The sequence below is a fragment of the Streptomyces bicolor genome (assembly GCF_000719285.1).
Taxonomy (GTDB): Bacteria; Actinomycetota; Actinomycetes; order Streptomycetales; family Streptomycetaceae; genus Streptomyces; species Streptomyces bicolor.
In genome coordinates this window covers 178924-192967 of the sequence record NZ_JOFS01000028.1, presented here as the reverse complement: position 1 = coordinate 192967, position 14044 = coordinate 178924, and the positions used below count along the sequence as shown (strand labels likewise).

At 72.3% G+C, this 14044-nt stretch carries 10 protein-coding genes; 5 read left to right on the top strand and 5 right to left on the bottom strand.

Annotated features, from left to right (window positions below; translation table 11 throughout):
• Positions 1-115 precede the first annotated feature (115 nt).
• From IF78_RS0131170 to IF78_RS0131150, 5 genes are all read right to left on the bottom strand, one after another.
• The gene (locus IF78_RS0131170) at positions 116-754 is read right to left on the bottom strand and encodes an aspartate/glutamate racemase family protein (protein WP_031481815.1); all 639 of its coding nucleotides are present in this window, start codon (positions 752-754) and stop codon (positions 116-118) included.
• Positions 754-1098, bottom strand: coding sequence for a GNAT family N-acetyltransferase (locus tag IF78_RS0131165; RefSeq protein WP_031481813.1), 345 nt, complete (start codon positions 1096-1098; stop codon positions 754-756). Before IF78_RS0131165 ends, IF78_RS0131170 begins: the two co-directional genes overlap by 1 nt.
• A gap of 53 nt (positions 1099-1151) precedes the next feature.
• Positions 1152-1574 carry an aspartate 1-decarboxylase gene (gene panD / locus IF78_RS0131160; protein WP_031481811.1) on the bottom strand — a complete coding sequence of 141 codons (423 nt, stop codon included), beginning with the start codon at positions 1572-1574 and terminating at the stop codon, positions 1152-1154.
• A 187-nt stretch (positions 1575-1761) separates the two neighbouring features.
• Positions 1762-3381, bottom strand: a complete 1620-nt coding sequence (locus tag IF78_RS0131155) for an ABC transporter substrate-binding protein (RefSeq protein ID WP_234439817.1) — start codon at positions 3379-3381, stop codon at positions 1762-1764.
• Between the two features lie 41 nt (positions 3382-3422).
• A complete protein-coding gene (locus IF78_RS0131150) occupies positions 3423-5600 on the bottom strand; it encodes a P-loop NTPase family protein (RefSeq protein ID WP_031481807.1) in 2178 nt (725 codons plus the stop codon).
• Positions 5601-5897: 297 nt separating this feature from the next.
• On the opposite strand from IF78_RS0131150, the gene IF78_RS0131145 reads away from it, so the two are divergent.
• From IF78_RS0131145 to IF78_RS0131125, 5 genes are all read left to right on the top strand, one after another.
• Positions 5898-8819 carry a SpoIIE family protein phosphatase gene (locus IF78_RS0131145; RefSeq protein WP_425314633.1) on the top strand — a complete coding sequence of 974 codons (2922 nt, stop codon included), beginning with the start codon at positions 5898-5900 and terminating at the stop codon, positions 8817-8819.
• A 115-nt stretch (positions 8820-8934) separates the two neighbouring features.
• Complete coding sequence (locus IF78_RS0131140; protein WP_031481803.1) at positions 8935-10440, top strand: sugar ABC transporter ATP-binding protein; 1506 nt, start codon at positions 8935-8937, stop codon at positions 10438-10440.
• A complete protein-coding gene (locus IF78_RS0131135; protein WP_031481801.1) occupies positions 10437-11594 on the top strand; it encodes an ABC transporter permease in 1158 nt (385 codons plus the stop codon). The genes IF78_RS0131140 and IF78_RS0131135 overlap by 4 nt, the downstream gene beginning before the upstream one ends.
• Positions 11595-11856: 262 nt before the next feature.
• Complete coding sequence (locus IF78_RS0131130; protein WP_031481799.1) at positions 11857-12990, top strand: substrate-binding domain-containing protein; 1134 nt, start codon at positions 11857-11859, stop codon at positions 12988-12990.
• Positions 12991-13060: 70 nt separating this feature from the next.
• Positions 13061-14029 carry a cyclase family protein gene (locus IF78_RS0131125; protein ID WP_031481797.1) on the top strand — a complete coding sequence of 323 codons (969 nt, stop codon included), beginning with the start codon at positions 13061-13063 and terminating at the stop codon, positions 14027-14029.
• Positions 14030-14044 lie beyond the last annotated feature (15 nt).

Here is a 14044-nt window from a genome sequence, read left to right as displayed (position 1 = left end):
TCGTCATGGCGTCCTCCAGCCCATCGGCGCACGTCGGCTCTGGACTACTCCCCCGCGTACCCGAGGGCCGAGCCGCCAGTCACTCACCCGAGTCAATGCGCAGGACCGGGTGGGCCTACCGCGGCTGCACGGCCCGCGCTGCCGCCGCCAGCCCGGTGCCGGGGCTGGACAATACGGGCACCGGCGTGGTCGCCAACCGCTGAGCGGGGGCGATGGACACCTGGGCGAGGACGATCGCATCGGCGTCCACGACGTCGTCGGCGGCGGCTGCGACCAGTCGTGCGCAGCCGTCGACGTCCCCCGCGTCGAAGCGTTCCCAGGCGCCTTCGACGAGGCGCGTCCGCACGTCGGCGGGGCGCCCCGCACGTCGGGCCTCGTCCTCGATCAAGGAGGCCGTCGGACCGAGGGTGCTCTCCACCGTGGCGAGGACGACGACGCACGCGCCCTCGGCCACCGCGGCCGCGGCCATGGGACGGTCGACGCGCAGGACCGGCACCCCGGCCTCGGCGGCGGCTTCCTCCGCGACGGCGCCGATGGTCGAGCAGGTGCACAGTACGGCCCGCGCCCCGTCGGCGACGGCCTGGTGCAGGGCCTTGCGGACGTCGTCCGCGACGGCTTCGGTGCCTTCGCGGCGGGCCCGGCTCAGCAGTTCCTCGTCGACGAAGTGCCGCAGCTCCAGGTCCTGGTGGTGCTCCTGGCGCAGGGCGTCGAAGACGGGGATGTGCAGGGGCGAGGTGTGCAGGAGGGCGAGCATCAGAGCCGCCCGGGGTGCGCTCGCAGCCAGCCCTTCGCCGCCTCCAGCAGCTCGGGACCGGCCGCCGGCGCCTCGTCGGGGTGGCGTTCGGCCCACCTCACGACGTACGGGCACAGCGGCGCGACGACGACTCCCTCGCGCGCCGCCATGCCGTACAGCTCGCGTGCCAGGGAGCCGGCGATGCCCTGGCCCTCGTGGGCCGGTTCCACGATGGTGTGGACGGGGACGAGGGCGCGTGCGGGGGCGTCGAGGGCGAAGTACGCGATGTGGCCGACGACTTCGCCGCCTTGGAAGGCCTCCAGGCGACCCGCCGCCCGGTCGTCGCGGATCTCCGGCTCGCTCATGGCACCCCTCCTGGACCGTCTTCCGTTGTTCGTTCGCGCCGGACCGAGCGCCGTCAGGCCACCGGCACGGCCTGCGGGCTGCGCTCCTGGTCGGAGCCCGGCACCGGCTCGGAAGGGTCGGCGCCCAGCGCGACGGTGCGGTTGGCGCCGTCCACGTGCACGACCCGCGGCTCGAACTCCCGCGCCTCGGCGTCGGTCATCTGAGCGTAGCTGATGATGATCACCAGGTCGCCGGGGTGGACGAGATGGGCGGCGGCACCGTTGATCCCGACGACCCCCGAGCCTCGCTCGCCCTCGATGACATAGGTCTCCAGGCGGGCGCCGTTGGTGATGTCGACGATGTGGACGAGCTCGCCGGGCAACAGGTCGGCGGCGTCGAGCAGATCCGCGTCGATCGTCACCGATCCCACGTAGTGCAGGTCGGCCTGGGTGACGGTGGCGCGGTGGATCTTGGACTTGAACAGGGTACGCAGCATTCAGAACTCCCGAAATTCGCTCCCTGCCTGCCTTTATGCAGGTCAAGGGCAGTTCTCAGTGTCGAGAAGCGTGACCAGGGTACGGACTGCACCCCCGGGGCCGCAGTGAGATTCCGGTCACGTCAGCCGCCGTGCGCGGTGATCGAGCGGCCGCCGCCCCCGTGCCGGGCGCCGAAGGCGGCACCTCTCAGGGGGTGCTGCTGGGAATCACGCAGTTCTTCGGCTGTGCGCGATCGGTGGGCCAGCCCAGGCCGACGAACTTCAGGTTGCCGTGGCCCTGCTCGGCCGGGTCCAGTTCGACGATCGCGGCCGGTTTGTCGTACGGATTGCCGCCGCTGGTCAGGCAGATCAGGCCGCTCGTGCCCGGCACGCGGTGCCGGGACTGGAGCAGTGACCACTGCCGGCCGACGTCCTCGCGGCCGGGGACCGTCTCGGCGGTGCCCTGCTGTGCCTGGTGCAGGGCCTTGCCGATGGTGAGGAGGCCGTCGTAGACGAGCATCGTGCGGGAGTCCTCCAGGTTGGGGGTGGAGCCGAGCCGTACTCCCTCGCCGCGCGTGGTCTCGATCCGCTTCTTCAAGGTGTCCAGGGCCGCCTTGGGCTCTGTGAGGTACTGGGGGAGCTCCTCGTCGGTGGGCTCGCGGTCGTGCTCCGCGTCCCATCGCCTGGTCCAGCGGGCCAGCTCGGTGGTCCAGGCGTCCGGGTGCGCGGGGGCGGCGTACTGGACCGTCACCTTCGCGTGGCCGTCCTCGCCGCGCAGTTGCTCCCAGTCCTTCTTCGTCATGGCCTGGCGCAGCGAGGCGGCGTCGGAGCCGCTGACGATGGTGTAGTGCCGGTCCTTGCAGCCGACCTGGGCGAGCTTGAGGGCGAAGATCCGCAGGTGCAGGGTGCGGCCCGCGAAGTAGACGGTGTCGGCCTCGGAGTCACAGATGTTGTTGGCGATCTGGGTGAACTGGTTGCCGGTCGAGCCCGGCTCGTCTATCGACGGGGACTCGAAGGACATCGGGGCGGGGCCGGGCGGGCCCTGCTCCTCGATGCCGCCGAACGCCTTCGCCAGCGACTCGTTGTAGGCATCGGGGCGCTTGTCGTAGACCAGTACCGTCCTGACGTTCTCCCGGCCCCGTTCGCCGTTGAAGTTGGCCAGCGCCTGGGCCGCGTCGTGGTTGGTGGGGATGATCCGGGCCAGGCCGGGGAACCGCAGTTTCGCCATCCCGTCGGCGCTGTCCTTGTTCGCGATCCCGTCCCCGCTGATCCGGGAGGCGAGCACCGGAACCTTGTGTTCCGTCAGGCGTCCGACGGCCTCCTCCGTGGCGTCGAGGCTGAGGTTGAAGCCCGTGACGGCGCGCAGCCGGTCCTCGGGCGCGTCGGCCATGCGCAGCAGCGTGTCCACGATCTGCTCCTGGTGCGCGTAGTTCCGGCCGGGGTTGGCCAGTACCAGCCGGATCCTCGGTGGCTCTCCCTCGCCCTCGTTCGCCTGCCGCTGCCCCAGGTAGGCGCCCTGGAGGTCGCTGCGCATCTGCCGGCGCAGCTCCGCCCGGTCCGACTGGAGCGGCAGCATCATCGCCACCGTGACGTACGGCTGGCCCTCGATCCTCTTGTTCTCGCGTGCGATGGCCCGCGCCACGTCGCGGATCTCGGGTGTGCCGAAGTCGTAGCCCTCGCCGTCGACGCCGATGCACTCGCCGTCGATCCGCTCGATCCCGTCGGTGCAGGTGTCCGGTCTGCGGAGGGCGGACCAGGCGAACACGGCGCACGCGGTGACCGCCCCCACGGTCAGCAGCGTGAAGAGGATCCTCTTCCACCTGGGCATCCCCCGCCACCTGGACAACCCCCGCCACCTCGACATCCCCGCTACCTCCTTCGCCCGAGCCGTGCGGAACAGGTGCAGCGCAGCAACGGCTGCTCGTTCGCCGCCAGGCCACTCCACTCCGTGGCCGTCCTGCCGAGCTGCCGCGCGCCGTCGAACTCCATGATCGAGAGGAGCCTGAGCAGCGTGGCCAGCGTTTCGGCCGTCTCCTTGCCGGTCGGCCGGGTGCGCTCCTCGCACAGCCACACCGCGTGCAGCAACTGGTCGACGGTGCGGCGCAGGGCCGGTCCGTCCACCGCCACCAGGCCCTGGGCGCGCTCCCGCCGGGCGTCCGCTCCGCCCGGATACGGCGCCTGGGCGATCTCCAGCAGTTCCGCGCACCACTCCTGGGGGCGGCCGGGCAGCGTGGCGGCCAGGTGGCCGACCACGTCGTCCACACCGCCGGACACCAGGTGGTGGTTCATCCGATGTGCCGTGACGGAGCGGAACGCCGCGCCGCTCGGCGCATCCTCGCCGGCCGCGGGGCGTCCCGCGTAGTGGTCGCGCAGCAGGTGGTGGTCGGCGTACCAGGCGGCACCGCCGGGGCGCAGCCCGTACAGCCGGTGCACCAGCAGCTGACGCAGCCCGAAGTCCCCGATGAAGTGCCGTTCGCAGGCGGGCCACCCGGTGTCGGTGAGCAGCTCCGACACATCGTGAGCCGTCAACTGGTGTACATGGCCTGCCTGATGATGGCGGAGCAGGACGTCCGCGCACTCCTCGTCGTGGGCCACCGACAGATGGGTGAGCAGGTCGAGCCACTGGTCGTGGTGCTCGGGCCGCAGCCGCACCGGCAGCTTGTCCAGGACCAGCTCCTGCAGCAGTGCGTCCGCCACCGACCGCTCGGGGTCGCCGTTGCCGGGGAGCCGTAAGGGTGCGTCCAGTATGTCCCGGTCGTTGGCGTCCGCCGGCATCCGGAACGCTGCGGTCGCGGCGGCCAGCCGGATCACCGTGTGCGGTCGTCCGCCACTCAGCCGTGCCACGGCGGCGTCGATGCGGCGGCGGTTGGTGCCGCCCTCCGGCTCCACGCGCTGCTGCCTGCGTTCGGTCTCCGCGCGGAGCTGGTCGCCGGTGAGGAGGGGCATGCGCAGCAGCAGCACGCCGTCGGCCAGCGGTGCCGGCCCCGCCCCTCCGTCCGTGCGCCGGGACCAGTCGGGTGGGCCGCCGTCGGCGGGCCGGAACTCCGGCGGGGGCACCACCGGGGGCAGGCCGCCGTGCAGGAAGGTGCCGCCGTCGGCCCGGCGCGCGGTGCCCACGATCACCACGCGGTCACGCTGTCCGCTCCGGCGGTCGGTGAGCACCGCGCACAGCAGCCGCTCCCCCAGGGGCGACTCGGCATGGTTCAGCAGCAGCCCCGGGCGGCCGACCCGGCGCAACCAGCCGACCGCCGAGGCGTACGCCGCCTCGAGGTCCTCGCGCAGCGCCCGGAAGAGGAAGCTTTCTGCCAGCTCCCGTGCCTCGTCGTCGGCCTGGAAGTCGGCGGCGAGATTGCGCAGCCCGTGCTTGGGCTGGCCGGCCGCGCCTGGATACGCGCCGTAGATCCGCTCCAGTTCCGCCCTGCCCTTGGGCGCCAGGCGCTCGAAGAGCGCGTCCAGCAGGGCGTTGACCACCGCGGCGGGGTACGGGCCGAGCGCTTGCCCGCCGAGCGCCGCCAGCAGGTTGCGGATGGTTCCGCCGAGCAGGCCCCGCCAGAAGTCACCCGCGCCCAGGCCCGCTCCGAGGCCGCGCAAGCGCTGCCGCTGGGCCAGCTCCTCGTATCGCTCGATCTCGGTCGCGACCGCGTTGGGGCTGCCGTCCGCGACGCCGGTCGCGATCATCGCGAGGCCGGTGAAGAGGCGCGGGAAGGCGAACGAGCCGCCCGTCCCCTGCCAGGTGCACAGCCGCCCGGCGGCCTCGACGAGGACCTCGGTCGCGGCCGAGCGGGCGCCCGGCTCCGCTGCCGCCCGGTCCGCGTAGACCGGTGAGCCGCAGTCCAGGTAGATCACCGGGACCTTCGTCGCGAACCGGTCGTGCACGGCGCGCAGCAGCCGCTCCTTTCCCATGCCCGGGCCGCCGGTGAGCAGCACCACGGGCAGGTCGGGACCGTAGAGGGGCTCCCTGCCGCCTCCGGATGGTGACCGCCCGAGCAGGCGCGCGAAGAAGCCCTGCTCACCGATGAGTTCATCGAACCCCAGGTGTTCACACACGTATCCCCCATCGAGCGCTCTGCCGCCTGGGAACGGATGACAGGTAACGGATGTGCCCGAAAGAGACCAGTGGAAAACGAACTTCTCCGGTCGAGCAACGATGCGCATCCGGAAGGAAGTTGACAGGTGTGCGCGGTGGCTCCCGAGTGACGGGACTTCCCGGCGGATGCACCTGCCACCATTCCGCGCACATGCGTTCGATTATCCTCCGTAAGGAATCTTACGAGCCGTGACTCATGTCCCGGATGCTCGTATCCTCATCAATGCCAGATTCTTTCGAAATGCGCATTGTCGAGCATGCGAGTGAGGCGAGGCGTGGTCCGGTCCGGCGGCGAATCGATGCTGACGGGGCGTGCGACAGGCGGCACGGGGCCCGCCCGCTTTCGTGAGCTGTTTCTCCAGGGTGAGCCGATCGAGGCGGGCGTTCGACCCTCGATCCTGAGCTCCTGGCAGCGCTCCCGAGCGCTGGGCCTGTCACCGAACCAGTCCGACCTTCCCTACCGGGACGATTTCGAACCTGACGGGCGGATCGTCCGCGCCGCCGCGCCCGTGCTCGACCGGCTGCAGTCCAGGTTCGACGGCAGCGAGATGAACATCTCCGTCGCCGATGCGAGCGGAACGGTTCTCCTGCGCCGTTTCGGCAAGGCGTCGCTGGCCAGGAGTCTCCCCGCGTTCCAGAGCGCCCCGGGGTTCGTCTTCACCGAGCGGGTCGCCGGTACCAACGGCATCGGGCTCGCACTGGCGGAGCGGCAGCTCATCCGGGTCTACGGCGCCGAGCACTTCGCCGAGCGCTCCCAGGGCAGCGCCTGCCGCGCCCTTCCCCTGCACGACCCGCTCAGCGGACGCATCGAGGGCGTCCTGTGCCTCGGCTATCCGCGCAACGCGGAGGACCCGTCCCTGGAAACCGTGATACGCAGAGCGGCCTCGGCCATCGAACGGCGCCTGCTGCGGCTGCGTTCCACGCGTGAGCGCGCTCTGCTGCGGGCGTACCTGAACGCGGGGGCCGAGACCGCGGCAGGCGTGCGCCACATGATCGGGGTGGACCAGCTGGCCTCGGTGCTGCGCCCCCAGGAGCGGGCGGTCCTCCTGGAGAAGGCCGCCGAGCTGATCTCCCGCGCACAGCGGGGCGCCGTCGACGTGGCCCTGCCCGGTGACCGGCGGATCACCCTCATGAGCCGTCCGATGCGAAGCGCTTCCGGAGTGGAGGGCTTCGCCGTCGAGGCCGTGCTCCCCGGCCCCCCGCCACTCGCGGACGCGATTCCGCACCAGGTCGACGAGCCGTCCGTCCTCTCCCTCGCACGTGCGCTCTCCCCCGCACCTGCCCTCTCCCTCGTCACCCCGCCGTCCGGGGCGGCCCCCGCCGTCGCGGCCCCCGGGTTCTCCTCCCCACCGCCGTCCGGCCACCTTCCCGAGGCGGCACCCGGTCAGGTCACCGTGGGCGGCGACGGTCTCCCGACCGCCGACGTCGGCGGCGGCGGCGCGAGGGACGATCAGCACGACGCCCCATCCCCCGCGACAGGGCTCGTCCTGGTGGGAGAGCCGCACGTGGCGACGTACGCCCTGGCCGCGCGACGCCGCCTCGAGCTGTTGTCCGAGGCCGGTACCCGCATCGGCACCACCCTGGACGTCCGCCGGACCGCCCAGGAACTCGCCGAGACCGCGGTGCCGCGACTGGCCGACTTCGTCACCGTCGACCTGCCCGATGCGGTACTGCGCGGCGAGGAGGCCGCCGATCCCCGCCATGACCTGCGCCGCACGGTGGTCCACGGCATCCGCGACGACTGCCCGTTCAGGCCGGTCGGCCAGCAGGTCGAGTACGGACCGACCACGCCGCAGCTGCGATCCCTGGCGAGTGGGCAGGCGGTGCTGGAACCGGACCTGAGGGCGGCGTCGGGCTGGCTCGCCCAGGATCCCGAGCATTCGGAACAGTTGCTGAGCCGGGTTCACTCCCTCATCGCGGTGCCACTGGTCGCCCGCGGCGTCGTGCTGGGTGTCGCCGGCTTCTACCGCGCCGAGGACCCCGCACCCTTCGAGGACGACGACCGCTCACTGGCCCAGGAACTCGCCGCCCGCGCGGCACTCTCGATCGACAACGCACGGCGCTACACCCGCGAACGGACCATGGCCCTGGCCCTGCAGCGCAACCTGCTTCCGCACGGCCTGCCCGACCAGAACGCCGTCGACGTCGCCCATCGCTACCTGCCCGCCGAATCCGACGTCGGCGGAGACTGGTACGACGTCATCCCCCTGTCGGGCAGCCGCGTCGGCCTCTTCGTCGGCGACGTCGTCGGCCACGGCATGCTCTCCGCCGCCACCATGGGCCGGCTGCGGACCGCCGCCCGGAGCTTCGCCGAGCTCGACTTCCCTCCCGACGACGTCCTGACCCACCTCGACAACCTCGTGGGACGACTGGACCGGGAGGACCCGGCCTCCGACGGCGCCGGCATCATCGGCGCGACCTGTCTGTACGCCGTCTACGACCCGACCTCGCAGCAGTGCACCATGGCCCGCGCCGGCCATCCCCCACCCGCGCTGGTCCTTCCCGACGGCACGGTGTCGTTCCCGGACCTTCCCGCCGGGCCCCCGCTCGGCCTCGGGGGCCTGCCCTTCGAGGCCATCGAGATCCCCCTCCCCGAGCACAGCCAGCTGGTCCTCTACACCGACGGGCTCATCGAGGACCGGACCCGGGACGTCGACGTGGTCCTCGACCAGCTGCGCGGGGCGCTGGCCCACCCGGAACGCACGCCGGAGGAGACCTGTCAGGCGGTTCTGGACACCGTCGCGCCCGCCGGCCCCTGCGACGACATCGCCCTGCTCGTCGCCCGGACCCACGCCCTCGACCCCCACCGGATCGCCACCTGGGAACTGCCCGCCGACCCGGCCCTCGTCAGCGAGATCCGCGCCTCGGCCATGCGACAGCTGGCCGACTGGGACCTCGACGAGGTCGCGTTCGCCGCGGAACTCATACTCAGCGAGCTGGTCACCAACGCCATCCGTCACGGCACCGGGCCCGTCCGGGTACGGCTGCTCCGTGACCGCGCCCTGATCTGCGAGGTCTTCGACACCAGCGACACCGCGCCCCACCTGCGCCGGGCGGCCACCACCGACGAGGGCGGCCGCGGCCTCTTCCTCGTCGCGCAGCTGTCACAGAGCTGGGGCACACGCCACACCTCGAAGGGCAAGGTCATCTGGGCCGAATGCGGTCTCCACGGCGGGTGAGGCGGCCGCTGCCCCGTTGGGGCCACACGGACGCACAGTGTCCGACATGTAAATATTTGTCCCGTTACTATCGGTCCTGACAGTCGGGAAGAACCCGCCAGGCCGATCACCGGGGATGGCCGTGCAACCTCTGGTCCGTGTCCGTGGGCTCGCCAAGCGGTTCGGTGGGACCGTCGCGCTGGCCGGAGTCGACCTCGACGTCCACGCCGGCAGCGTCCTCGCCCTCCTCGGTCCCAACGGGGCCGGGAAGTCCACACTCATCAAGGTGCTGGCCGGCGTCCACCACGCCGACGCGGGGCAGATCACGGTGGACGGGCACCCGCTCGGCAGCCATGCTGCCTCCCGCAGCATGTCCTTCATCCACCAGGACCTCGGCCTCGTGGAGTGGATGACGGTCGCCGAGAACATCGCCCTGAGCGCCGGGTATCCGCGCCGCGCCGGACTGATCTCCTGGCGGCGGGCCCGGGAGCGCTGCACCGAGGCCCTGCGGACCGTCGCCGGGCACCTCGACCCCGACGACCCGGTCGCAGGGCTCGCTCCGGCCGAGCGTTCACTGGTCGCCATCGCACGGGCCCTGGCGGCACGGGCGAAGCTCATCGTCCTCGACGAGCCGACGGCGCGCCTCCCCGCCACGGACTGCGCCCGGCTGTTCCGCGTCCTGCACGCCCTGCGCGACCGGGGGCACGGCATCCTCTACGTCACCCACCGCCTGGACGAGGTGTACGAGGTCGCCGACACCTTCGCCGTCCTGCGCGACGGCCGTCTCGTCAGCCGCGGCCCGCTGGCGGGCCACGGCCCGGCCCGCCTCGTGCGGGACATCGTCGGCGGAGAGCTGACCGAGTACCGCCGCGCTCCGGCGCCGACCGACGGTCCGGCCGTCCTGACCCTCGACGGCGTACGGACCACCGGCGCGGGACCGGTCAGTCTTGAGCTCGGGGCCGGGGAGGTCCTGGGCCTGGTCGGTCTCACCGGCGCGGGGCACACGGAACTGGGCCGGGCCATCACGGGTGCCCGACCTCTCCTCGACGGACAGGCCCTCCTCGGCGGCCGTCCGTACCGGCCTCGTACGGTCGCCGACGCCGTGGCACTCGGGGTCGCCCTCGTGCCCGGTGACAGACAACTGGAGGGCTGCCTGGCCGAGTTGACGGTACGGGAGAACCTGCTGGCCAACCCCCGCGCGGGCGGTCTGCCGGCGCTGCACTGGATCGGTCCGCGACGGGAACGCCACGAGGCCGCCGCCCTGATCGACCGCTTCTCGGTGCGCCCCCGCGACAGCGAGGCCGCCATCGCCACCCTGTCCGGTGGCAACCAGCAGAAGGTCATGATCGGGCGGTGGCTCCGCGTGGGCCTGCGCCTGCTGGTCCTCGAGGAGCCGACGGCGAGCGTGGACATCGGGGCCAAGGCCGCGATCCACCGCCTGCTGGACGAGGCGCTGGCCGCCGGCCTCGCGGTGCTCCTGGTCTCCTCCGACTTCGAGGAGGTCGCGGACGTCTGCCGGCGCGCCCTGGTCTTCGTCCGCGGGTCCGTGACGGCCGAGCTGAGCGGCCCGTCCCTGACCGTCGCCGGGCTCACCCGGGCGGCTTCGACGCTGCCTCCCGCCGAAACAGCGACCAACCGGTGACCGCCTCGCCGTCCCCCTCCTCGCCCCGGCCGCCGCGACCTCACCGACCGGGCCCGCTGAGCCGACTCGGCCGTCGGGGCGGGCCAAGTCACCTGACCCGACTGCGCGGTTCGGGCGGACACCTCATCGGCGCCTACGGTCTCCTGGCCCTCACCGCGCTGCTCTTCCTGGTCTTCTCCCTCACCCTGCCGCGCACCTTTCCCACGCTCGACACCGTCGACTCGATCCTGTCCACCCAGTCGATCCCGGCGGTGCTCGCGCTCGCCGCCATGGTCCCCATCGTGACCGGCGCCTTCGACCTCTCCATCGGCTACGGCCTCGGCCTCGCACACGTCATGGTGATGCAGCTGGTCGTCAACGACGGGTGGCCCTGGCCGCTCGCCTGTCTCGCGGTGATCGTCGGAGGGTGCCTCGTCGGCGTCCTCAACGGTGTCGTCGTCGAGTTCGGCCGGATCGACTCGTTCATCGCCACGCTCGGGACCGGCAGCATGATGTACGCCGTCACCGGCTGGATCACCGACGGCGGCCGGATCGTCCCCGGCCCGCAGGGCCTCCCGGCCGCCTTCACGGACATCTACAACTCCACGTTCCTCGGCCTACCGGTCCCCGCCTTCTACGTGCTCGCGATCGCGATCGCCCTCTGGCTGCTGCTGGAGCGACTGCCGCTCGGTCGATACCTGTACGTCGTCGGTTCGAACCCGCGCGCCGCCCACCTCCTCGGCATCCCGATCCGGAAGTACACCGTGTACGCCTTCGCCACGTCGGGGCTGCTCGTCGGATTCGCCGGAGTGCTGCTGGCGGCCCAGCAGCAGATCGGCAACCCGAGCGTCGGGCTCGACTACCTGCTGCCCGCGTTCGTCGGCGCTCTTCTCGGGTCCACCGCGATCAAGCCGGGTCGCCCCAACGCCATGGGCACCCTCGTCGCCGTCGCCGTCCTCGCCGTCGGCCTCACCGGCATCGGTCAGCTGGGCGCCGATTTCTGGACGGTCCCGTTGTTCCACGGCGGCACCCTGCTCCTCGCCGTCGGCCTCGCCGGCTACGCCTCGCGCCGCCGGCTGCGCACCGGCGCCGCCCCGGCCCGCGATTCACCCGGTACGACGGAGCCGCCGCCCTCCCCGCCGCAGGACGGCGGTACGGCGGGCAGCACGCCCTGACCCCCGTCCGCGTGCCCGGCAACCGGGCCGCGCCCACCAGCACATCCCTCCGCGAGGAGCTTCAGTGCACCGTAAGAGCCTGTGTCATATCCCCGGCCGGATCAGCGCGCGGCGTTTGGTGCGTGCCGTCGCAAGGCGCCGGAGCCGCCCTCGATGGGGGTGCCCTCGCGCGAGGTTGTTCGAGCGTGGGGGAGTGCGTGCCAGGCGTCGCGCGCCCGGCCGGGGATATGACACAGGCTCTAATCGCAAGGCCACTCCCCGCATGCTCAGGGCCAGGTCCGCCGCCGCTGCCCTGCTGGCCGCGGCAACCGTCCTGACCGGCTGTGAGCGCGGCTCGTCGAACGGGCGGGGGGACTCCACCTCCGGCCCGAGCGGGTGTCCCGCGGCCCACGCCCGCGCCCAGGCCGCCGTCAGCCGGGCGGAGCGGTCCGACGTCCCCTGGAACGGACCGGCCGACGGCCCCGCGGCCGTCTCCGGAAAGAGCATCGTCTATGTCGCGCAGACCATGACCAACCCCGGCGTCGCGGGCGCCGCCGAGGGCGTGCGGGATGCCGGGCGGGTCATCGGCTGGAACGTCCGGGTGATCGACGGTGGCGGCACCCCCGCCGGCATCCAGGCGGCCATGAGTGACGCCGTCGCCCTCAAGCCGTCGGGCATCGTCATCGGCGGCTTCGACCCCAACTCGACCTCGCGGCAGGTGGCGCGGGCGAACGCGGCCCGCATCCCGCTCATCGGCTGGCACGCGGTCGCCGCCCCGGGCCCCAGCCGGCGTCCCGCGCTCTTCACCAACGTCACCACCGAGGTCGAGGACGTGGCCAGGGTCAGCGCGCAATGGGTGATCTCCCAGTCCCGGGGCAACGCCGGTGTCGTGATCTTCACCGACGCCTCGATTCCCTTCGCCAGGAACAAGTCGGAGCTCATCAGGAAGGAACTCGACACCTGTGCGGGCGTGGAACTCCTCGCGTACGAGAACATCCCGATCCCTGACGCGAGCAGCCGCACGCCCCGCGAGGTCTCCTCGCTCCTCTCCCGCTTCCAGGACAGATGGACCCATTCCGTCGCCATCAACGACCTGTACTTCGCGGATGCCGCACCGGCCTTCCGCGCGGCCGGCCGGAAGGGGGCCGGCCCACCCTTCAACATCGGTGCCGGAGACGGCGACCCCTCCGCCTTCCAGCGCATCAACAGCGAGCAGTACCAGGCGGCCACCGTGCCCGAGCCGCTGTCCCTGCAGGGCTGGCAGATCATCGACGAGTTCAACCGCGCCTTCTCCGGCCGCCCCGCGAGCGGCTATGTGGCCCCCGTCCACATCAGCACGGCCGACAACAGCGACGGCGCGACGACATGGGATCCGTCGGGCTACCGGGAGGCGTACCGCGAGATCTGGGGCAAGTAGGGGCCCGGTTCGCGCGTTTCACGACCGGGACCGACATCCACCCTCCGAGCCTAGGAGCGCTGAGCAACCGATGACCAGGAGCCCGTTCGATCCGCCTCGTCCCTCTTCCTCCACAGCCGACAACGGACCCCGCGTCTCCCGCGCGGAGTTCGACTCCCTCTTCGACACGCTCAAGACCTGGGGGCGCTGGACCCCCGCGGACCGGGGCGCCTGGAACCGGGTGAAAGCCGAGCACGTCCAGCGTGCCGCCGCACTGGTACGCGCCGGGACCGTCGTCCCGATGGCCCTGCCGTGGAACACGGTGCCCGGGCCGGACAACGCCAAGCCGGCCCTGCACTACATGTCCGAGCTGGGCGACATCGAGGCCCCGGAGCCCACCTGCCACAAGGACTTCATCGCCGTGGACTACCACGGCAAGGGCGTCAGCCACCTCGACGCGCTCTCCCACATCGCCTACCGGGGCCAGTTGTACGACGGCCGCACCGCCGCCGACGTCGTCGACGCCAGGGGCGCGCACTTCGGCTCCGTCGCCTCGCTCGGCCCGCTGGTGACCCGGGGCGTGTTGATCGACATGCCCACCGTCCTCGGCGTCGACTGGCTGGAGCCCGGCCGGGCCGTGCACGCCGACGAGATCCTCGCCGCCGAGGAGGCGCTCGGGGTGACGATCGACGAGGGCGACGCGGTGCTGGTGCGCTCCGGCCACTTCCGCCGCCGTCGGGAGCTCGGCGCCTGGAACCCGGACGACGCCGGCGCCGGCTGCCACGTCGATGTCATGCCGCTGCTGGCCGAGCGGGGGATCGCCCTGCTCGGCGGCGACGGCGACAGCGACGTGCGGCCCTCCCCGGTCGAAGGGGTGTCCTCCCCCGTGCACGCGCTCGCCATCACCGCGATGGGCGTACCGCTGCTGGACAACCTCGACCTGGAAGCACTCTCCGGGGCCTGCGCGCAGGCCACGCGCTACGAGTTCTTGATGACGGTGGCCCCGCTGAACGTCCCCGGCGGCACCGGCTCGCCCGTCAACCCGGTCGCGGTGCTGTGAGGGGCCGCGGCGCCG

Excerpts from the sequence above, each read along its gene's own strand:
- IF78_RS0131170 (WP_031481815.1), bottom strand. The coding sequence starts at position 754 with ATGCTCGCCCTCCTGCACACCTCGCCCCTGCACATCCCCGTCTTCGAC.
- IF78_RS0131165 (WP_031481813.1), bottom strand. The coding sequence starts at position 1,098 with ATGAGCGAGCCGGAGATCCGCGACGACCGGGCGGCGGGTCGCCTGGAG.
- panD (WP_031481811.1), bottom strand. The coding sequence starts at position 1,574 with ATGCTGCGTACCCTGTTCAAGTCCAAGATCCACCGCGCCACCGTCACC.
- IF78_RS0131155 (WP_234439817.1), bottom strand. The coding sequence starts at position 3,381 with ATGCCCAGGTGGAAGAGGATCCTCTTCACGCTGCTGACCGTGGGGGCG.
- IF78_RS0131145 (WP_425314633.1), top strand. The coding sequence starts at position 5,898 with ATGCGAGTGAGGCGAGGCGTGGTCCGGTCCGGCGGCGAATCGATGCTG.
- IF78_RS0131140 (WP_031481803.1), top strand. The coding sequence starts at position 8,935 with ATGGCCGTGCAACCTCTGGTCCGTGTCCGTGGGCTCGCCAAGCGGTTC.
- IF78_RS0131130 (WP_031481799.1), top strand. The coding sequence starts at position 11,857 with ATGCTCAGGGCCAGGTCCGCCGCCGCTGCCCTGCTGGCCGCGGCAACC.
- IF78_RS0131125 (WP_031481797.1), top strand. The coding sequence starts at position 13,061 with ATGACCAGGAGCCCGTTCGATCCGCCTCGTCCCTCTTCCTCCACAGCC.